The 19,559-nt window shown below is 73.1% G+C and carries 22 protein-coding genes and 1 riboswitch; of the genes, 9 read left to right on the top strand and 13 right to left on the bottom strand.

Annotated features, from left to right (window positions below):
• Positions 1-76: 76 nt before the first annotated feature.
• On the bottom strand, positions 77-850 hold the full coding sequence (gene yaaA / locus DAI17_RS10570; protein ID WP_107772880.1) for a peroxide stress protein YaaA: 774 nt from the start codon (positions 848-850) through the stop codon (positions 77-79).
• Between the two features lie 51 nt (positions 851-901).
• On the opposite strand from yaaA, the gene DAI17_RS10565 reads away from it, so the two are divergent.
• Complete coding sequence (locus DAI17_RS10565; RefSeq protein ID WP_107772879.1) at positions 902-2,350, top strand: RNB domain-containing ribonuclease; 1,449 nt, start codon at positions 902-904, stop codon at positions 2,348-2,350.
• Positions 2,351-2,354: 4 nt separating this feature from the next.
• Here the strand turns inward: DAI17_RS10565 and DAI17_RS10560 are convergent, their stop codons facing one another.
• The 3 genes from DAI17_RS10560 to DAI17_RS10550 form a co-directional block, all read right to left on the bottom strand.
• Positions 2,355-2,579 carry a hypothetical protein gene (locus tag DAI17_RS10560; RefSeq protein WP_107772878.1) on the bottom strand — a complete coding sequence of 75 codons (225 nt, stop codon included), beginning with the start codon at positions 2,577-2,579 and terminating at the stop codon, positions 2,355-2,357.
• Between the two features lie 146 nt (positions 2,580-2,725).
• On the bottom strand, positions 2,726-3,799 hold the full coding sequence (locus tag DAI17_RS10555) for a ribonucleotide-diphosphate reductase subunit beta (RefSeq protein ID WP_234412434.1): 1,074 nt from the start codon (positions 3,797-3,799) through the stop codon (positions 2,726-2,728).
• Positions 3,796-6,207, bottom strand: coding sequence for a ribonucleoside-diphosphate reductase subunit alpha (locus DAI17_RS10550; protein WP_199905054.1), 2,412 nt, complete (start codon positions 6,205-6,207; stop codon positions 3,796-3,798). The genes DAI17_RS10555 and DAI17_RS10550 overlap by 4 nt, the downstream gene beginning before the upstream one ends.
• 143 nt (positions 6,208-6,350) lie before the next feature.
• Positions 6,351-6,546, bottom strand: a riboswitch (cobalamin riboswitch).
• Positions 6,547-6,721: 175 nt separating this feature from the next.
• Here DAI17_RS10550 and DAI17_RS10545 point away from each other — a divergent pair.
• The 7 genes from DAI17_RS10545 (at position 6,722) to DAI17_RS10515 (ending at position 11,736) form a co-directional block, all read left to right on the top strand.
• Positions 6,722-6,964, top strand: coding sequence for a DUF3072 domain-containing protein (locus tag DAI17_RS10545; protein ID WP_107772876.1), 243 nt, complete (start codon positions 6,722-6,724; stop codon positions 6,962-6,964).
• Positions 6,965-7,035: 71 nt separating this feature from the next.
• Positions 7,036-7,425: a hypothetical protein gene (locus DAI17_RS10540; protein ID WP_107772875.1), complete on the top strand. Its 390-nt coding sequence runs from the start codon at positions 7,036-7,038 to the stop codon at positions 7,423-7,425.
• Between the two features lie 47 nt (positions 7,426-7,472).
• Positions 7,473-8,771 (top strand): sensor histidine kinase, encoded by a 1,299-nt coding sequence (locus tag DAI17_RS10535; protein WP_107772874.1) that lies wholly within the window; start codon positions 7,473-7,475, stop codon positions 8,769-8,771.
• A complete protein-coding gene (locus DAI17_RS10530) occupies positions 8,768-9,409 on the top strand; it encodes a response regulator (RefSeq protein WP_107772873.1) in 642 nt (213 codons plus the stop codon). Before DAI17_RS10535 ends, DAI17_RS10530 begins: the two co-directional genes overlap by 4 nt.
• A 9-nt stretch (positions 9,410-9,418) precedes the next feature.
• Complete coding sequence (locus DAI17_RS10525) at positions 9,419-9,910, top strand: aminoacyl-tRNA deacylase (protein ID WP_107772872.1); 492 nt, start codon at positions 9,419-9,421, stop codon at positions 9,908-9,910.
• A gap of 60 nt (positions 9,911-9,970) precedes the next feature.
• Positions 9,971-11,146, top strand: a complete 1,176-nt coding sequence (locus DAI17_RS10520; protein WP_107772871.1) for an endonuclease/exonuclease/phosphatase family protein — start codon at positions 9,971-9,973, stop codon at positions 11,144-11,146.
• Between the two features lie 29 nt (positions 11,147-11,175).
• Positions 11,176-11,736 (top strand): GNAT family N-acetyltransferase, encoded by a 561-nt coding sequence (locus tag DAI17_RS10515; protein WP_107772870.1) that lies wholly within the window; start codon positions 11,176-11,178, stop codon positions 11,734-11,736.
• A gap of 59 nt (positions 11,737-11,795) precedes the next feature.
• Here DAI17_RS10515 and DAI17_RS10510 read toward each other — a convergent pair whose 3' ends face one another.
• The 9 genes from DAI17_RS10510 to DAI17_RS20960 form a co-directional block, all read right to left on the bottom strand.
• On the bottom strand, positions 11,796-12,659 hold the full coding sequence (locus DAI17_RS10510) for a universal stress protein (RefSeq protein WP_107772869.1): 864 nt from the start codon (positions 12,657-12,659) through the stop codon (positions 11,796-11,798).
• A gap of 74 nt (positions 12,660-12,733) precedes the next feature.
• Positions 12,734-14,401, bottom strand: coding sequence for a CocE/NonD family hydrolase (locus DAI17_RS10505; protein ID WP_107772868.1), 1,668 nt, complete (start codon positions 14,399-14,401; stop codon positions 12,734-12,736).
• A gap of 15 nt (positions 14,402-14,416) precedes the next feature.
• Entirely contained in the window at positions 14,417-14,878 is a 462-nt protein-coding gene (locus DAI17_RS10500) for a methyltransferase family protein (protein ID WP_234412433.1), read from the bottom strand.
• A gap of 88 nt (positions 14,879-14,966) precedes the next feature.
• Positions 14,967-16,004: a zinc-dependent alcohol dehydrogenase family protein gene (locus tag DAI17_RS10495; RefSeq protein ID WP_107772867.1), complete on the bottom strand. Its 1,038-nt coding sequence runs from the start codon at positions 16,002-16,004 to the stop codon at positions 14,967-14,969.
• A gap of 37 nt (positions 16,005-16,041) precedes the next feature.
• Complete coding sequence (locus DAI17_RS10490; RefSeq protein WP_107772866.1) at positions 16,042-16,926, bottom strand: homocysteine S-methyltransferase family protein; 885 nt, start codon at positions 16,924-16,926, stop codon at positions 16,042-16,044.
• Positions 16,923-17,216, bottom strand: coding sequence for a virulence factor (locus DAI17_RS10485; RefSeq protein ID WP_107772865.1), 294 nt, complete (start codon positions 17,214-17,216; stop codon positions 16,923-16,925). Before DAI17_RS10485 ends, DAI17_RS10490 begins: the two co-directional genes overlap by 4 nt.
• 88 nt (positions 17,217-17,304) lie before the next feature.
• On the bottom strand, positions 17,305-18,096 hold the full coding sequence (locus DAI17_RS10480; protein ID WP_107772864.1) for an SRPBCC family protein: 792 nt from the start codon (positions 18,094-18,096) through the stop codon (positions 17,305-17,307).
• A complete protein-coding gene (locus DAI17_RS10475; RefSeq protein WP_107772863.1) occupies positions 18,093-18,671 on the bottom strand; it encodes an ArsR/SmtB family transcription factor in 579 nt (192 codons plus the stop codon). The genes DAI17_RS10480 and DAI17_RS10475 overlap by 4 nt, the downstream gene beginning before the upstream one ends.
• A gap of 45 nt (positions 18,672-18,716) precedes the next feature.
• Positions 18,717-18,857 (bottom strand): hypothetical protein, encoded by a 141-nt coding sequence (locus DAI17_RS20960; RefSeq protein ID WP_159081476.1) that lies wholly within the window; start codon positions 18,855-18,857, stop codon positions 18,717-18,719.
• A 302-nt stretch (positions 18,858-19,159) separates the two neighbouring features.
• Here DAI17_RS20960 and DAI17_RS10470 point away from each other — a divergent pair, with 302 nt between their 5' ends.
• Positions 19,160-19,534, top strand: coding sequence for an FtsX-like permease family protein (locus DAI17_RS10470; RefSeq protein WP_107772862.1), 375 nt, complete (start codon positions 19,160-19,162; stop codon positions 19,532-19,534).
• Positions 19,535-19,559: the final 25 nt, after the last annotated feature.

Raw genomic sequence — 19,559 nt, 5'->3', positions numbered from 1 at the left:
CGTCATCATCCCGACACGGCGGTTCGCCCTCATCGGCAGGTCCGGCACCTGGCGTCGCCAGCAGCGACACACCCGGTCAGACCTCGCCGACGACGACGTCGAGCTGGGTGCCGCGGGAGGTCGGGGCCCCCACCTCGACGGTCCAGCCGAGGTCGGTCAGCAGCCGCGCCAGCGCCGCCGGGGTGCGCGGGTTGCCGCCGTCCTCCAGCACGGCGCGCACGATGCGGCCCTTGGTCGCCTTGTTGAAGTGGCTGACGACCTTCCGGACGCCGTCGGCCTCGTGCAGCACCCGGACCGTGGCCACCCGCTGCGCCATCTCGGCCGGCGGTCGCCAGAACGCGGCGTACATGGTGGACCGGAGGTCGACCAGCAGCCCGGACCCGACGGCCTCCTCGACGGCGTCGCCGAGCACCTCGCGCCAGATCCCCGCCACCGGCCCGAGACCGGGGAGGCTGACGTCGCCCGACAGGCGGTAGGACGGGATGCGGTCGCCAGGGCGCACGAGCCCGAAGACCGAGGACGTGATCGCCACCCGGGTCGAGGCCCGCCGCTTCGCCGCGGCCGAGAGCGTGTCGAAGCCCAGGGCGTCGTACAGGACGCCGGTGTAGACCCGGTCGCCGCGCGTCGTGGGGGAGGTGCGCAACCGCGCGTCGAGGTCGACGAGGTCGGCCTGGGTGCCGCCGAGGCCGAGCAGGTCGGCGGCGTCGGGGCGGGCCGCCAGGTCGACGACCGCGTCGACGACGCGTTCGCGGGTCTCGGTGAGGACGGGGGAGCCGAGGGCGGACAGGTCGAGCGGCTTGCCGCGTCGGGGAGCGGTCTTGCCCTCGCTCGGCGGCAACAGGATCAGCACGCGGGCAAGAGTAGGGGCTCGGCGCAGCCGTCCTTGGCTAGGGTGCGGGGCATGCCGAGCAACCGCGTCATCACAGTCCGCACCGGCGACGACACCGTCTCGGCCGAGACGCTGCGCTCCGGGATCGCCGCGATCCAGGCCGAGATGAAGGTGACCCCGGACTTCCCCGAGGCGGTGGAACGCGCGGCGGCGGAGGCCGCGGCCAACCCGCGGATGCCCGACCTGGACAGGACCGACGTCCCCTTCGTGACGATCGACCCGGCCTCGGCGCGCGACCTCGACCAGGCGATGCACATCGAGCGCAACGGCGGCGGCTACGTCGTGCGCTACGCGATCGCCGACCTCGCGGCCTTCGTCACGCCGGGGGACCCGGTCGACGTCGAGGCCAACCGCCGCGGCGAGACGCTGTACGGCGCCGACTCCAAGATCCCGCTGCACCCCACCGTCATCTCCGAGGACGCCGGCTCGCTGCTGCCCGACCAGGTCCGTCCGGCGCTGGTGTGGACGATCCAGGTCGACGAGACCGGCGAGGGCACCGACGTGGTCGTCGAGCGCGCCCGGGTGCGGTCGCGGGCCAAGCTGGACTACGACACCCTGCAGGAGCAGGTCGACGCCGGCACCGCCGACGAGATGTTCACCCTCCTCCAGGAGGTCGGCGAGCTCCGGTTGGCGCGCGAGGCCGCGCGCGGCGGGGTGACGCTGCCGCTCCCGGAGCAGGAGATCATCGACGAGCAGGGCCACTGGCGGCTCGAGTTCCGCAGGATGCTGCCGGTGGAGGAGTGGAACGCGCAGATCTCGCTGCTCACCGGCTTCGCCGCGGCCTCGCTGATGGTCTACGCGAGGGTCGGCCTGCTACGCACCCTTCCGCCCGCCGACCCGCACGACGTGCAGCGGCTGCACCGCACCGCGCGGGCGCTCGGCATCGAGTGGCCCGCCGAGCAGCTCTACCCCGACTTCATCCGATCGCTCGACGTGTCCAGGCCCAACCACGCGGCCATGGTCGTGGCGTGCACCCGGCTGTTGCGGGGGAGCGGGTACGTCGGGTTCAACGGCGACCTTCCCGAGCAGCCGCAGCACTCGGCGTTGGCCTCGGAGTACGCCCACGTGACCGCGCCGCTGCGCCGGCTCGTCGACCGCTACGCGCTGGAGATCTGCGTCGCGCTGTGCGCCGGCGAGGAGGTGCCGGACTGGGTGGTCGCCAAGCTCGGCGAGCTGCCCGACACGATGCGCGAGTCGGGCCGCCGGGCCAACCAGTACCAGAACGCCGTGCTCAACCTGGTCGAGGCGGCCATGCTGGCGCCGCGCGTGGGGGAGTCCTTCGCCGGGGTCATCGTGGAGACCGACGAGAAGGACGACCGGCGCGGCGAGGCGACCGTCCAGGACCCGGCCATCGAGGCGCAGGTCGTGGGTTCCCGTCCGCTGCCGGTGGGCGAGGACGTGGCCCTGACCCTGTCCAGGGCGGACGTGGCGTCGCGGTCGGTGCAGTTCACGCTGGAGTGACCGGTCAGGCGAGCCAGGTCGCCGACGGGAGCACGAACGCCACGAACAGGGCGATGATGCCGAGCGGCACCGCGATGCCCGCCAGTCCCTCGCCGCGCGCCATGCCGACGGCCGCGGCCACCATGCCCAGCACGGCCAGCATGGGGGTGAAGCCGAGCACCACGGCGACGGCGCAGGCGATGCCCACCGTCGACCCGACGGAGGCGGGCGGTGCGCCGGAGTAGCCCATGGCAGGAGTGTCCCACCGGGGCGTCGCCGGCGGACGGGATCGGCGAGATGGCCGCGGACGCGTGTCGGACGTGCCGAGGTCGGCCCCGGTCCGGCCCGCCGGGGGCCGGACCGGGTGGGACTCGCGCACGTCCGACACGCCGCGGGTCAGAAGTCCTCGTCGAACCCGACCGAGCCCGAGACGCCCACCTGGTAGGCCGACACCTTGCGCTCGAAGAAGTTGGACAGCTCCTGCACGTCCTGCAGCTCCATGAACGCGAGCGGGTTGGCCGAGCCGTAGATCGGCTCGAGCCCGAGGCGCTGCATGCGCCGGTCGGCGACGTACTCCAGGTAGGAGCGCATGTCGGCCGTCGAGAGGCCGGCGACGCCGCCACCGAGGAGGTCGTGAGCGAACTGCGCCTCCGCGTCCACGCCGTCGACGAGCATCTGGCGCACGTCGGCGGCCATCTGCTCGTCGAAGAGCTCCGGCTCCTCCTCGCGGACCGTGTCGACCACGTCGAAGGCGAACGCCATGTGCATCGACTCGTCGCGGAAGACCCAGTTGGTGCCCGACGCCAGCCCGTTGAGCAGTCCGCGGGAGCGGAGGAAGTAGACGTAGGCGAACGCGCCGTAGAAGAACAGGCCCTCGATGACCGCGGCGAAGCAGATCAGGTTGAGCAGGAACCTGCGGCGGTGCTCCCGGGTCTCGAGCGCGTCGAGGTCGAAGACCGAGTCGATCCACCGGAAGCAGAAGTCGGCCTTGGCCTTGATCGACGGGATGTTGTCGACGGCCGCGAACGCCTCGTGGCGCTCGCCCTCGTCGGGGACGTAGGTGTCGAGCAGGGTCAGGTAGAACTGCACGTGCACCGCCTCCTCGAAGAGCTGGCGGGAGAGGTAGAGCCGGCCCTCGGGGGAGTTGATGTGCTGGTAGAGGTTGAGCACCAGGTTGTTGGCCACGATCGTGTCGCCGGTGGCGAAGAACGCCACCAGCCGTGACACCAGGTGCCGCTCGGCGTCGCTGAGCCGGTGCAGGTCCTTGAGGTCGGAGTGCAGGTCGACCTCCTCGACGGTCCAGGTGTTCTTGATGGCGTCCCGGTAGCGGTCGTAGAAGTGTGGGTAGCGCATCGGCCGCAGCGTGAGGTTCATGCCGGGATCGAGGAGCATCCGGGTCTCGCTGGTGTCGGTCGCGGTGCTGTGGCCGGCGCTGGTCGGGTCGGTGGTGGTCGGGTCGGTGGTGGTCACTGGCAGGCCTCGCAGCTCTCGGGGTTCTCGAGGGAGCACGCGGGTGCCTCCTCGTCGGTCGGGGTGACGTCGGTGGTGTCGGTGATGGTCAGCGGCGCGGCGGCCGGCTCGCCCACCGACGTCGTCGTCTGCTGGATGCGCGTCGCGGGGCGCGAGCGCAGGTAGTAGGTCGTCTTGAGGCCGGACTTCCAGGCGTGGAGGTACATCGAGCTGAGCTTGCCGATGGACGGTCCGGCGATGAACAGGTTGAGCGACTGGCTCTGGTCGACGTACGGCGCCCGCGCGGCCGCCATGTCGATCAGGGCCCGTTGCGGGAGCTCCCAGGCGGTGCGGAAGAGGCGGCGTACGTCCTCGGGCAGCGCGCCGATGCCCTGCACCGATCCCTCGGCCCGCTTGACCTGCTCGCGCACCTCGGCGGTCCACAGCCCCCGCTCCTTGAGCTCGCGCACCAGGGCGGTGTTGACCTGGAGGAACTCGCCGGACAGCGTCTCGCGCTTGAACAGGTTGGACACCTGCGGCTCGATGCACTCGTAGCAGCCCGCGATCGAGGCGATCGTCGCGGTCGGCGCGATGGCGACGAGCAGCGAGTTGCGCAGGCCGTGCTCGGCGATCCTCGCCCGCAGCGCGTCCCACCGCTCGACCTGGGTGCCGGTCACGTCCCACAGGTCCTGCTGCAGGACGCCCGCGGCGGCCCGCGTCTCGTCGTACGACGGGTGCGGGCCGTGCCGCGCGGCGAGCTCGCAGCTCACCTCGAGCGCGGTCAGGTAGATCTCCTCGGAGATCCGGGTGGACAGCTCGCGCGCCTCGTCGGAGTCGAAGGGCAGGCCGAGGGCGAAGAACACGTCCTGGAGGCCCATCAGTCCGAGGCCCACCGGCCGCCAGCGCGGGTTGGACGCCTGCGACTCGGTGCTCGGGTAGTAGTTGATGTCGATGACCCGGTCCAGCAGCGGCACCGCGGTCCGGACCGTCCGTCGCAGGGTCTCCCAGTCGACGGCCGAGCGGTCGGGGGTGAGGTGGCGGGCGAGGTTGACCGAGCCGAGGTTGCACACCGCGGTCTCGCCGTCGGACGAGACCTCGATGATCTCGGTGCACAGGTTGGACAGGTGCACGACCGGGCCGCCGGGGGTGTCCCTGGTCTGGTTGCAGGTGCGGTTGGACGCGTCCTTGAAGGTCATCCAGCCGTTGCCGGTCTGGGCGAGCGTCCGCATCATCCGGGCGTAGAGGTCGCGGGCCCGGACCTGACGCACGTAGCGACCCTCGACCTCCACGGCCCGGTAGGCCTCGTCGAACGCGGCGCCCCACAGGTCGGGGAGCTCCGGCGCCGCGTCGGGGTCGATGAGCGACCACACCTCGTCGGCCTCGACCCGGCGCATGAACTCGTCGGGCACCCAGTGGGCGAGGTTGAGGTTGTGGGTGCGCCGGGCGTCCTCGCCGGTGTTGTCGCGGAGCTCGAGGAACTCCTCGACGTCCGGGTGCCACGGCTCGAGGTAGACGCACGCCGCTCCCTTGCGGCGGCCACCCTGGTTGACGGCGGCGACCGACGCGTCGAGCGTGCGCAGGAAAGGCACGATGCCGTTGGACTGGCCGTTGGTGCCGCGGATGAGGGCACCTCGCGATCGGACCCGGCTGAAGGCCAGCCCGATGCCGCCGGCGAACTTCGAGAGCTTCGCCACCTGTGCGTAGCGCGAGTAGATGGAGTCCAGGTCGTCGCGGGGGCTGTCCACGAGGTAGCACGAGGACATCTGGGTGTGGCGGGTGCCGGAGTTGAACAGCGTCGGCGACGACGGCAGGTAGGCCAGGTGCGACATCAGGCGGTAGAAGTCGACCGCCTCGCCCGGGGTGCGCGCCAGGCCGCAGGCCACGCGAAGCAGGAAGTACTGCGGGGTCTCCACGACGAGGCGTGACGTGGGGTGCCGCAGCAGGTAGCGGTCGTAGACCGTGCGCAGGCCGAAGTACTCGAAGCGCCGGTCGGCAGCGTCGTCGACCGCGAAGTCGAGCTTGCGGGCGTTGTCCTTGACGAACGCCGCCGTCTCGTCGCCGATCAGCCCCTCGGCGTGGCCGAGGGCGACCGACTGGCTGAACGACGCGACGCCTTGGTTGCGGACCTCCTTGTCGATGAAGCCGGACAGCAGCCGGGCGGCCAGCTGGGAGTACTGCGGCTCCTCGCCGATCATCTCCGCAGCGGTCTGGATGGACAGCCGGTCGAGCTCGGCGGTCGTGGCGCCGTCGTACAGGCCGCTGATGGTGCGGGTGGCGACCCGCATGGGGTCGACCTCGGCCAGGTCCTCGCTGCACCGGTCGATGGCGCGGACGATCTTGTTGACGTCGACGGGCTCGCCGTCGCCGTTCCTCTTGCGGACCTGCATCCCTGTGCGCACGTCAGGGCGGCCCGTGGTGGTCACCGTCATTCTCTCTCCTCGCGAGACGGACTCGGACGGTCCGGGCGCGCGAGGAGCGACGGGAGCGCGACGTACGCCGTGGGCGCAGCGTCGTGCCGTGCCGTCAGCCGTCCCGCGCGGCATCGGACCACCGCACCCGGCGGGTGCGGTGCGCTGGCAGGTCTTCGGACTCGTGGGCGCGCCTCCCGGCTCTCGCCGGTCGACCCCTACCGGCCGTCGCTTCCCAGGTCGATCGCTCGACCCAGTGCGTGTGACGGCTGTCGTTCCCACTCACCGCTGCGGGGCAGTCCCGGACTCACACCGGGTTCCCTCTTGCCTCGCGACGTCTGGCTGACGTCGCGAACCAGCTGCGTCCGCCACCATATGTAGGTCTGTGGGGGAGGTGTGGGACCACATCTTGTGTCGGCGTGTCCGCGGCCGAGGGCGGAGGTGTCGCCGCCGCGTACGGCCGGGACGGGTGCGCCGCCACCCCGCGGGGTGGCGCGACGGTTGACCTGTCGCAGGGGCGGCGTACGGTCGAGCCATGACTGATTCGAACATGCATTCGGACGAGTCCGCCGAGGTCCTCGGCGGCGAGAAGCCCTCCACCACCGAGAAGGACCCCGAGCAGTGGGTGACGGGTGACGAGCCGATGACGGGCGCCCAGCGCAGCTACCTCGACACGCTGGCCCGGGAGGCGGGCGAGGAGATCTCGGCCGACCTGACCAAGGCCGAGGCGTCCGAGCACATCGAGCGCCTGCAGGAGCGGAGCGGCCGGGGGTCGTAGTACCAGCGGACGATGGTGAGCCGTACCGGACCGGACGGACGCTGGGGGCCACACCGACCGAGGAGGACCCCATGAAGCGCCTGTTCACCACCCTCGCCGCGACGGCGCTCGTCGCCACCACCGTCCCCGTGCTCGCCGCCTCCGCGGCCACGGCCGGGGACGACGACGAGACCATCCGCCGCGGCAGCTGCAACAGCGGAGCCACCTGGAAGATCAAGGCCAAGCCCGACGACGGCCGGCTCGAGGTCGAGGCCGAGATCGACAGCAACCGGGTCGGCCAGACCTGGACGTGGGTGCTGCGGCACAACGGCAGCGTGTCGGCCCGCGGTGCCTCGCGCACGACCGGTCGCAGCGGCTCGTTCGAGGTCGAGCGCAGGACCGTCGACGCGCCCGGCGCCGACACCTTCCGCTTCCGCGCCACCCACGACGGTGCGGTGTGCGTCGCGAGGCTGACCTACTGACGCGCAGTTCGGGCCCGGGGGCGGCGTCGCGTCGGCATACTGCGTCCATGTCCACCCAGGGCCCGGGAGCCGCGCGGCGGGTGCTGCGGAGCCCGGTGGCCGTCTTCCTGGTCGTCGGGCTCGTGGCGCTGGCCGCGATCGTCGTGGGCGCCCGGGTGCTCGCCTCCCGCGCCGCCCACGAGGAGGCGCTGTCCGACGCCCGGGCCACGACCCGGCTGCTCGCGCGATCGGTGGCCGAGCCGGCGATCCCGGCCGGGCTGGCGGCCGGCCGGCCGGGGGCGGTGGACCGCTTCGACCGGACGGCGACCGAGCGACTGCTGGTCGGCGACGTACGGCGCGTCAAGATCTGGTCGGCCGACGGCACCATCGTCTACTCCGACGACGTGCGCCTGATCGGGGAGACCTTCGCGCTCGACGGCGAGGAGCTCGAGATCCTCCGGGGCGGCGGCTCGGACGCGGAGGTCTCCGAGCTCGACGAGCCCGAGAACCGCTACGAGCGCGGGGGCCCGGAGCTGGTCGAGGTCTACACGCAGGTGGTGACGCCGGAGGGCGAGCCGCTGCTGTTCGAGGCCTACTACACGCTGGCCCGGATCCAGGACCGCCAGGCGGAGGTCATCGCCCCCTTCCAGCGGATCACCGTGGGCGCCCTGGTGCTCCTCGTGGCCGTCGCGACGACGTTGCTGTGGCTGCTCAACCGACGGGTGCGACGCGCCGCCGCAGAGCGGGAACGCCTGCTCCGTGGAGCCGCCAGCGCCTCGGCGGCCGAACGCCGCAGGATCGCGCGAGACCTGCACGACGGGGTGGTGCAGGACATCGCGGGGTCCGCCTTCGCCCTCTCGGCGCTGGCCCGTGACCAGCCCGAGCCGACCCGTAGGACGCTGCTCGACACGGCAGGGTCGCTGCGCGGCTCCCTGCGGTCGCTGCGCTCGCTGCTGGTGGAGATCCACCCGCCCGACCTGACCGCGGCGACCCTTCCCGCCGCGCTGGACGACCTGTGCGCCCCGGTCGCGGCGGCCGGGGTGGAGGTGGACGTCCGTGTCGGCGACCTCGGCGAGGTCCACGAGGAGGATGCCGCGCTGGTCTGGCGGGTGGCGCAGGAGGCGGTGCGCAACACGTTGCGGCACGCGCGTGCGACGACGATGACCGTCGACGTACGGCGGGAGGGGAGCGCGCTCGTGCTCACCGTCGAGGACGACGGAGTGGGCTTCGACCCCGGGTCCGTCGACGCCACGGCACACTACGGGCTGCGCGGGCTGGAGAGCCTCGTGCGCGACCGGGGCGGCTCGCTGACGATCCGCTCCGCTCCGGGCGCCGGGACGACCACACGGCTGGAGACGCGGTCATGACGATCCGGGTGGTGCTCGTCGACGACCACGCCGTGCTGCGGGGCGGCCTCGAGCGGCTCCTGGCCGGCGAGCCCGACATCGAGGTGGTGGGAAGCGCGGCCGACGGCGACGAGGCGGTGCAGGAGGTGCGGCGCACGCGACCCGACGTCGTGCTCATGGACCTCCAGATGCCCGGCACCGACGGGGTGACCGCCACGCGCCGCATCGTGGCCGAGGGCGGCCCCGACGTCCTGGTGCTCACCTCCTTCTCCGACGCCGAGCGCATCGTCGCCGCACTCGACGCCGGCGCGGTGGGCTACCTGCTCAAGGACGCCGACCCCGAGGACGTGGTCGCGGGCGTGCGGGCGGTCAGCCGCGGGGAGTCGCCGCTGCACCCGCGTGCGGCCCGGCAGCTGCTCGGCGCGAGACAGTCGACACAGGCGGGACAGGCCGCGCCGGACCTGACACCCCGGGAGCGGGAGGTGCTGGGACTGGTCCGGCAGGGACTGGCCAACAAGCAGATCGCGAGACGGCTCGGCATCTCCGAGCGCACGGTCAAGGCCCACCTCACCTCGGTCTTCGCCCGCATCGGGGTCGTCGACCGGACGCAGGCCGCGCTGTGGGCCGAGCGCCGAGGCCTGGGCGACCGGGAGTCGTAGGGTCGGGGCGTGGACGCAGGGACACCGGCAGGGACACCGCAGGACACGCCCGCCCTCCGAGCGCTGGCCGCGTCCGGGATCGACCACGTGGTCACCCGCCACGGACGCGTCCGGTCGCTGCCCGAGGCGGCCGAGGCACGCGGGGTGGAGCCCCGGGACGTCGTCAAGACGATGGTCGTACGACGCGGTGCCGGCGACCACCTGCTCGTCCTGGTGCCCGGGGACCGGGAGATCTCCTGGCCCAAGCTCCGGGCGCTGCTCGGGGTCAACCGGATCTCCATGCCGGACGCCGACGGGGCCCGGGAGGTCACCGGCTACGAGCGCGGCACGATCACCCCGTTCGGCGCCGCGACGGCGCTGCCGGTCGTCGCCGACGAGCGGATGGTCGGCCGGACCGTCTCGATCGGCGGAGGTGCCCACGGCGTCGCCGCGACCCTGGCTGCCGACGACGTCATCGCGCACCTCGGGGCGCAGGTCGCGGACGTGACCGACCCGGCCTGAGTCGCGCCGTACCCCACTTGGGTCTTGTGCGACACGCACCACTGGTGCCACGGTCCGAGGATGACCGGGACCCCTCGACGTGCCAGTGCCCGCCGTCGCACCGCCTTCGTCGGCCTCTGCGCCGCGATGCTCGCGACCACCGCCCTCGTCGGGCCGGGCGGAGGTGCCTCCGCCGAGTCGCCGCCTTCGGCGGCCGCGCACGGCTCCCATGCCGCGCGGACCGTGGACGTGATGACCCGCAACCTCTACCTGGGCGCGGACCTGACCCCGATCCTGGTGGCGCTCGGCGGTACCGACCCGACGGCCGTCGTCCGTGCCGCCACGGCGACCTGGGCCGCGGTGCAGGCCACCGAGCCCGAGGAGCGGATGGCCGCCATCGCCGACGAGATCGTCGCGGCCGACCCCGAGGTGGTGGGCCTGCAGGAGGTCACCACCTGGACGACGTACGACTACCGGACGGGCACGCCCACCGACCCGGTGGTCGCCTACGACTTCCTCGATTTGCTGCTGGAGGCCCTGGCCGAGCGCGGGGCCGCCTATGCGGAGGTGGAGGGGGCGACCGCGGACAACTTCGAGTCGCCGCCCATCCCGATCCTCGTGGGCGGCGCCCCGACGGCGGCGGTCTCGCTGGCCGACCGGGACGTGATCATCGCGCGCGACGACGTCGAGGTGAGCAACGCCCGCAACGGCACCTTCGAGAACATCATCGAGTTCCCGTTCGGACAAGCGGTGCTGCCCGTCGCCCGGGGCTGGGGCTCGGTCGACGTGCAGTCCCGACGGGCCGAGCTCCGCTTCGTCAACTCCCACCTCGAGGCCTTCGGGATCCCCGGCCTGGACGCCGAGCAGCTCCGGGTCCTCCAGGTCGGCGAGCTGCTCGAGGCCCAGGAGGTCCTGGCGGCCGAGCTCGGAGAGCTGCCGATGGTGTACGTCGGCGACTACAACTCCCGTGCCCCGGACGCTCCGGCCTACACCGCGCTCCTCGCCGGCGTCGGTGGGGACGCGTGGACGCGCAACCACCCCAAGGACGCGGGGGAGACCTGCTGCTTCGACCCGACGCTGCGGGACCCGGACAACCCGCTCACCACGCGGATCGACCTCGTGCTGCACAGCACGGACGTCAAGGCGCCGCGGGCCAGGGTCGTCGGTGACGAGGTCGAGGACAGGACGGACTCCGGCCTGTGGCCCTCCGACCACGCCGGTGTCGTGGCGCGCCTGGTGGTGCGGGCGGGGAGCTGACCCGGCACCGGCGCGTGCCGGGCGAAGGCATGGACGACCTGACGCCCGTGCGCCTGCGTGACGGCACCGAGGGGTTCGTCGTACCGCTGCTGCGGGCCAACCGCGAGGCGCTGCGCCGGGAGTACGAGCACCTGTCCGCCGAGACGCGGTTCGACCGCTTCCTGGCGGCGGTCCCGGAGCTCACCGAGACGATGCTGGACCACCTCGTCGACGAGGTGGACGGCACCGACCACGTCGCGCTGGTGCTGCTGGTCATCACCGCGGACGGGACCGAGCTGCCGCTCGGGCTGGCCCGGATCATCCGGTACCCCGACGACCCCAGCGCCGCGGACGTCGCGGTGACCGTGGTGGACGACTGGCACGGGCGGGGGGTCGCGACGGCGTTGCTGCAGGTGCTCATGTTGCACCGGCCGCAGGGTGTCGAGCGGATCAAGACGGTGGTCAGCGCGGGCAACCTCGCGTCGCTCGCCATGCTGCGACGTCTCGGCGACGCCCGGGTCGGCGAGCCGGAGGCGGGGGTGCAGCGCGTCGTGGTCGAGCTCGAGTGCTCCCCTCGGTCGAGCGAGGCGGCCACGCACCCGGTCTCGTAGGCGACGGCGCCGCCGGCGTCCGTGACCTGCCAGCGGAGTGGTACGTCGTCCGGGCCGGCTCAGTCCGGTGGGGCTGCCACGGGGACCACCGCCACCGGGCCGTGGGCGCGCTCGACGACGGTCGTGGCGATGGACCCGGTGAACACCCGGCCCAGCGAGGTCATGGGGTGGCGCCCGACGACGACCAGGTCCCACCCGCCGTGGCGCGGACCGAGCGCCTGGTCGGCGAAGCCGTGCTTGAGGGTGAGGGTGACCGGCACGTCGGGGTACTGCTCGGCGAGCCCGGCGACCGCCTCGGACAGGGCGGCGCGGAGCTCCTCGAGGTCCGGGGGCACGACGGTCTGGCCGCGGGCCTCGCGGTACTGGGCCACGGCGGCGGCCGCGTCCCAGAAGCAGTGCAGGACCGTGAGCGGCAGCCCGCGCAGGCTGGCCTGTCGGTAGGCGAACTCGATGACCGCACGGGACTCGGGAGTCCCGTCGGCGCCGACGAGCACCCCGGACTGCACAGGGTCGCCCCCCGAGGGCCGGCAGACCACGACCGGGCACGCCGACTGGGCGCTGACCGCGGCACTGACGGAGCCGAGCAGGATGCCACGCAGTGATCCCCGACCCCGGGAGCCGACGACGAGGAGGTGCGCCTCCGTCGACAGGTCGATCAGGACCTCGCGGGGCTCACCGGCCACGCTCGCACCTCGCACAGGAAGGTCGGGAGCGAGCCCGCGCGCCGCTGCGACGGCGTCCTCGGCCGCGGTGCCGGTGTCACCTGCCACCGCCACGGCCACCAACGGACGGGTCTCGAGGGCGGCCTGCTCCACCGCCCATCGCACGGCCCGGTCGGAGTGGTCTGACCCGTCGACCGCGACCACGATGCTCCCGGCGACGTCGCCGGCGGCGGTGCTGACCTGTTCCATCGGCTGGCTCATGGAGAGAGGATCGCGTGCCGGAGCACGCTGTGTCACCGTCGAAGGGCTACCGGGCAGGGGACCATGGGCCCGGTCTACAGGGGCACGCACGGCAGCAGGACCCTCGAGACGCCGCCGTCGCCGTGGAAGATCGCGCGTCGGGAGGGCGCCAGGGTGCTGCTCGTCACCGGGTCCTCGGCCGTGCCGAGGTTCCGCGCATACCGGGGGTGGGCGCCGCCGGACACCTGCAGGCGGATCCTGGTCCCGGGGGCGAAGCGGTGGGCCACGGCTTCCAGGCGCAGCCGCACGGTCCCGTCCGCACGGCCGGGCCCCAACCGGGTGAAGCCGTCGCTCACGTTGACCGACCTCCCGTCGGCAGCCGCCTCGCACAGTCGGACGAAGAGGTCGGCGTGGGGGTTGTCGGTCCGGTGCACCAGCTCGACCACCGGGCTGCCCATCACCTCCACGGCCTCGACGAGCGGCGGCCCGGTGAACGTCACGACGTCTGCTCGTTCCTCGAGGGGCCGGTTGTCGCGGTGACCGCTCATCCTCGGATTGACCACCCGGCCACCGACGGACGGTGTGGGGGCCGCCGGGTCGAAGGTGAAGGTCGTCGGACCGGAGTCGGCGGCCGGAAGGTGGTCGTCGAGCCCGCCGCCCGGCTGCAGGTGGAGGACGCGCTCGACGGTGGCAGGGGGCCAGGCCGGCAGGTGGCGCCACTCCCGGGCGCCCTCGACGTACAGGTGGACCGGGCTCGGCCGCCGACGACCGGCCGTCCTGCCGAGGTGCTCCGACAGCCAGTCCAGGCTCTCGGTCATGACGGTCCCGGCGCCCCTGGTGCCCACCTCGACGTGTGTCCATGGCCCGACCGTCAGCCCGACCTCGACCCCCCGGTCCCGCAGTCGCCGGTACTGCTCGAGCATCTGGTCGGCGAACGGGTCCTGCCATCCCGCCTGCAGCAGGACCGGTACGTCGACCCGCTCGAGCGCCTGCTCCACGCGCATGGCCCGCCACACGGCGTCCTCGGCCGCCGAGCCGGTGAGCCAGTCCAGGTAGGGCATGCCGCTCCCGGCGAGGACCGTGTCCAGGGCCCGCACGAGGGGGAGCTGCTCGAACGCGGGCGCCAGGCGCCGGCCGGCGGTCGCGGCATGGAGGGCGCCGGCGACGGGCCCGTCCGAGAGGTGCCCCAGGGCGTCGAGGAGGTCCACCACTCCCTGGAGCGCAACGGCTCCGCTGCCGTGCGTCATCTCGTGGTTGTCGTGGGCGGAGATCGCCACCACGGCCGCAGCCAGCTCCGGGGGCGGCTCCGCCATCACCGCCCATGCCGAGTAACCCAGGTACGACGCCCCCCACAGCGCGAACCGACCGCTGAACCACGGCTGCCGTCGCAGCCAGGCGACCGTGTCCGCCCCGTCGGCGACCTCCTGGGCGAACGGTCGGAAGACCCCGCCCGAGCCGGACGTCCCCCGACAGCTCTGGTTGACGACGTGGTAGCCGTGTGTGGCGAGCCAGCCCGCCGTGAGCTGGGCGATCAGGCCTGTGCGGCCGTACGGCGTGCGGATGAGCACCGTGCCGAGGGACGTGGTCGTCGGAGCGTGGACGTCGGTCAGGAGCTCGACGCCGTCACGCATGCGGACGCTGGTCCGGAGCACCGTGCAGTCGGCGCGACCCGGCGGCATCCGCAGGACGCGGGCGACGGCCGCGGCGAGCACCCGGCGGGGGAGCGCCACCGGCCGGGGTGCCGTGCTTCCTCGCTGCTCCATCACCGGGGTCCGGGATCAGGCGGTCAAGGACCGACGGTCCAGCCACCGGGGCACGGCGTCGCAGTAGGCGTCGTACTCGGCACCGAAGGACGCTCGGAGGGCCGACTCCTCCGCGGCGACCTGGAACCGGTCGATGACGCCCACGAAGACGGCCGCGGGGACGAGGGTCCTCCAGGACCCTCGGCGCACGGCGTGGGCGACGAGCACGCCGGCCATGCCGACGTACATGGGGTTGCGGCTGATCGTGTTGACGCCCGTCGTCACGAGTGCGGTCGACTTCGACGGGTCGAACGGCTCGACCGTGGTGCCCTGGCGCCGGAACTGCCACGCCGACGCCGTGGCCAGCGCCACCGACGCTGCTCCCACCGCGGCGGAGAGCAGCGCGCGCGGCGTGGAGGGGCGTGGTGCCGCGGGCGTCATCGCGCGCTGGACGAGGCCGGCAGCCAGCGCCAGGAGCGGGGGAGGTGGTCGCTTCACGGGAGCAACCCTGCCACCGCGGGGTACTCCCGTCGACGCCCCATGCAAAGGCCAGGGCCGCTCACCCGGCCGGCCGAGAGCCGGACGGTCAGCGGGCGGGGTCGACGATCGTCATCCCGGCCACGGTCGCCTGGTCGAAGCGGGGGAGCAGCGCTGCCGCCTCGTCGAGCCCGATGGTGCGCTCGACCAGGCGTTGCGGCTGGAGCCGGCCGTGTTCGATGAGCGCGAGCATGTCCGGGTAGTCGGCTGCGGCCATCCCGTGACTGCCCAGCAGGTCGAGCTCCCAACCGATCACCCGCTCCATCGGTACCCGGGGATGACCGTCCACGGGGGGCAGCAGCCCAACCTGCACGTGGCGGCCGCGACGCCGGAGGCCGAGGATCGCGTCGGCGCAGGTCTGCTCGCTGCCGACCGCGTCCACCGCGACGTGGCTGCCGCCGCCGGTGAGGTCGGCGACCGCGGCCGCGACGTCGGAGCCGTCGGCACGCACCACGTGCTCCGCGCCGAGCTCGGACGCGACGGCCAGGGCCTCCGGGTTCCGGTCGACGGCCACCACCCGGCCACCCAGCGCGCGCGCGATCATCACCGCGCTGAGTCCCACGCCGCCGGCGCCGACCACGGTCACCCACTCGCCCTCGGCGAGCCGTGCGCGGCCGACGAGGGCGCGGTACGCCGTGGCGAACCGGCAGCCGAGGCTCGCGGCGGTCACGAAGTCGACCTCCCCGGGAAGGGCGACCAAGTTGGTGTCCGCCGCGTGCAGTGCGACGTGCTCGGCGAACGATCCCCAGTGGGTGAAGCCCGGTTGCTGCTGGTCCGGGCACACCTGGGCGTCCCCGCCCACGCACCACTCGCACCGGCCGCACCCGCAGACGAACGGGACGGTCACCCGGTCGCCGACCGCCCACCGCTCCACGCCCGTTCCGACCTCGGCCACGACGCCGGCCAGCTCGTGGCCGGGCACGTGCGGGAACGCGATCTCGTCGTGCCCCGCCCAGGCGTGCCAGTCGCTCCGGCACATCCCGGTGGCCATCACGCGGACCACCACGCCGCCGTCCGGGGCCGTCGGCTCGGCCACCTCCCGGACCTCGGGACGACTACGGACGGCATCGACGACCACGGCACGCACCGGTGCATCCTGTCAGCCGAGGTGACGGCGCCCCGGCTCAGGCCGAGGACAGGGTGGCGCGGATCGCGGCGATGTGCGCGGGCGTCGAGCCGCAGCAGCCGCCGACCAGGTCGATGCCGAGGCCCGCCAGCCGGGCGGCGTGCTCGGCCAGGTCGTCGGGCGTGGCGTCGTACTCGAAGTGGTCGCCCACGACGTGCGGGAGGCCGGCGTTCGACTGGGCGACCAGGAGCAGGCCGCGGGGCCGGACCTGCGCCATCTCCGCGGCGATGAGCTCCATCTCCTCCGGACCGCGACCGCAGTTGGCGCCCACGGCGTCGGCACCCGCCGCCGCGAGGTGCGCCACCGCGTCGCCCGGACGCACCCCCATCATGGTGCGCACGTTGGTGTCGAAGCTCAGGGTGACGACGACCGGCAGGTCGGGGGCGGCCTGTCGTGCCGCGGCCAGGGCCGCGTCGGCCTCGCCGAGGTCACTGAGCGTCTCGACCAGGACCAGGTCGATCCCGCCCTCGACCAGCGCGGTGAGCTGCTCGGCGAACAGTTCCTGCGCGTCCGCGGGCGTCATGGTCCCGAGCGGTTCGAGCAGCTCGCCGGTCGGACCGAGGTCGCCGGCGACGAGGAGTCCGTGCTCGTCGGCCACGGACCGTGCGATCCGCGCGGCACTGCGGTTCACCTCGGCCAGCCGGTCCCCGAGCCCGTGCATGTCCAGCCGCGGCCGGGTGCCGCCGAACGTGTTCGTCGTGAGCACCCGTGATCCCGCCTCGGCGTAGGCCTCGTGCGCCGCCCTGACGGCGTCCGGGTTGTCGAGGTTCCAGAGCTCACCGGGGGCACCGTCCTCGAGGCCCCTGTCCTGCAGGAGCGTGCCCATGCCGCCGTCGAGCAGCACCGGACGGTCGACGCCCAGCAGCGCCGCCAGCCGGTTCATCCGGCCAGCCCGTCGAGGTACCCGGCGATCCTGTCGGCCGGCCACGCGGCATCGAGCTCGGCGACGACCCGGTCGAGCACCTCGACAGGGGTGCCTGCGGCCTCGGTCCACGGGGATCGTTCCCAGCCCGCGAGGTAGTCGTCCGTGCCGGTGTCACCGAGCCGCATCGCCGCTTCGTCGATCGCCTCCTGGAACCGCGGTGCGAGCTGGGCCTTCGCCGTCTCCTCGGCATCCCTGACCGCCACCATGGACGGCAGCTGGCGCCACCGCGTGACCTGGTACTCCGTCATGCATCGGAGCGTAGGTCCGGCGGCGCCGCTCGGCAGGGGCGTCCGGTGGTTGAACGCCTGTCGTCGCCATGGTCTCGGCGGTGAGGGTTCACGCCGGGACGGAGAGCCCTCGGAGCCACGTCTCCCAGCCCGGCTGCTCGCGCCGCACGTGATCGGCGGCGTCGGGGGAGAACAGGTAGGCCCGGACGCCCGCCAATGCCTTGCCGTCGCCCTCGTCGTACGTGAAGAGGGTGAGCATCCCGGGCACCGGGGCGATGAGCCGGACGAGCGCCTGCCGCTCACCGACGCGCTCGACCGTGCCGGTGCTGCCGCGCACCTCGAGCACCGAGCCCTCCGCTCCCAGGCCGAGCGCCTCGCGCATGGTCGACCACAGCGCCGCCGCGTCACCGGGGTGGGACGTGGTGACCTCGAGCTGCGTGGCCGCCTGGCCGGGGAAGTGCGACAGGTAGAGGCGCAGGTTGTCGAAGAACGGCATCCAGCCGGGACCCAGGTCGTCCCACCACTCCGACTCCCAGTCGGCGCCGGTCCCGAAGCCACTGGTGGTGACCCGCACGACGCAGGTGCCGCCGGACTGCGCCTCGACGACGAACTCCGACGTGAGCGGACTGAGCGAGTCGGGGTCCTGGCCCATGAGGGCGGCCCAGTCCTCCTCGTACTCGATCCGACGCGGCGGGTCCCACGCGGTGACCCGGCCGTCCGAGCCCATGTCCGGACCCATGCTGAAGTGCAGGGAGCCGCCCTGGCGCTCCTCCATCTCCGTCGGCAGGAACCAGGCGCTCATGCCGCGGGCGGTGGCGATGGCCTGCCAGACCTGCTCCGGGGTCCCGGGGACCTCGACGCTGAACTCCAGGCGGTAGGGGACGTTCGGTGTGCTGCTCATGGGTTCTCCTCGGGGAGTGGGTGGGCGGCCACGACGAGCCGGTGAGGGCGTCCGTCGTCGTGGTGGTAGCGCGCAGCCAGGTCGAGCACCGCGGCGGTGAGGTCGTCTGCGAAGGCCGCCCGGTCGGCGGCCGAGCGGAAGCCGATCTGCGTGTCGATGGTCAGCGTCGGCAGGCGCGTGCCGGAGGCTCCGGCGCGGCGCGCGAGCGCGCCGACCTCACGCACGACCCGGCCGGCCAGCGCGACGAGGTAGCCCGCCGACAGGTGGTCGGCACTGGCGCCCGGGTCCGCCGCGGACGGGCTGACCGCCGCCGGTGACACGACGTACGACGCCGCGGATGCCTGCAGGACCCGTTCGGTGATGCCGCCGTGGTGACGCTCCTCGGAGAGCTGCACCAGGCCGTGCGCCTCCAGCGCGTTGAGGTGGTAGTTGACCTTCTGCCGCGTGATGCCGACGCGGCTCGCGAGCCCGGCGGCGGAGGCGGGGACGGCCAGCTCGCCGAGCAGCCTGGCCCGGACCGGGTCCAGCGCGACGGCGGCGGCCTCCGAGTCCTCGATGACCTGGACGTCCTGCATGCCTCCACGATGCGCTTGACAAGATATGTTGTCAAGGGGTCCGGGTCACGAAGCGGCGGGGGTCGCGGCGCCGGGGTGGGTGATCGGCACCCGGCTGAAGTCACCGGCGTAGTAGCCGTTGTGGTGGTGCACGAAGGCGCCGGCGCTGACCCCTCGCTCCTCCTCGATGATGCGTGTCGCGGCCATGGGGATCATCTCCGGTGCTGGGTGGATGGCGGACTTCCTGATGACCTCCAGCCAACCCCCGAGGAGGGGTCGCGGCCCATCGTGCCCGGCGCACGTGCCCGGGGTTCCGACCGCATCCCACAGGCAGGTGGCACCGACGGACGTGCGGTATCCGCAGGGGTGCTGGCCCCCCTTGCCCCTGCGGGAACCACCCTCGCCCGGGCCTGTTCGGAGGAGCAGACTCACAGGCATGGGTAGGCAGTCCTGGTGGCACCGGCGGTCCCGTCGCGATGTCCGCTCCGCGCTGCTCGTGCTGACCGGTGATGCTGTTGCTGGCGGTCCTCATCGCCCTGCTCAGCATCGTGAACACGCTGGCCCTGTCGGTCTTCGAGCGGACCCGCGAGCTGGGCCTGCTCCGGGCGGTCGGCATGACGCGGGCCCAGGTCCGAGCGATGGTCCGCTGGGAGTCGGTGGTGATCTCGCTGATCGGCGCCCTGAGCGGGGCGGGCCTCGGCATCGGGATCGGCCTCGGGCTCTCCCAGGCGATGAAGGACGTGGGGATCAAGGCGATCTCGATCCCTGTTGCCCAGCTGGCTCTCTACGTCGCACTCGCGGCGGTGGCAGGGGTCCTGGCCGCGGTCGGGCCGGCCCGGTCAGCCGCGAAGGTCGACATCCTCGACGCCGTCGTCACGGACTGACCCATCACCGAACGGCCCGCCAGCG

Source organism: Nocardioides sediminis (assembly GCF_003047295.1).
Lineage (GTDB): Bacteria > Actinomycetota > Actinomycetes > Propionibacteriales > Nocardioidaceae > Nocardioides > Nocardioides sediminis.
This window is presented reverse-complemented; position numbering and strand designations above follow the sequence as displayed.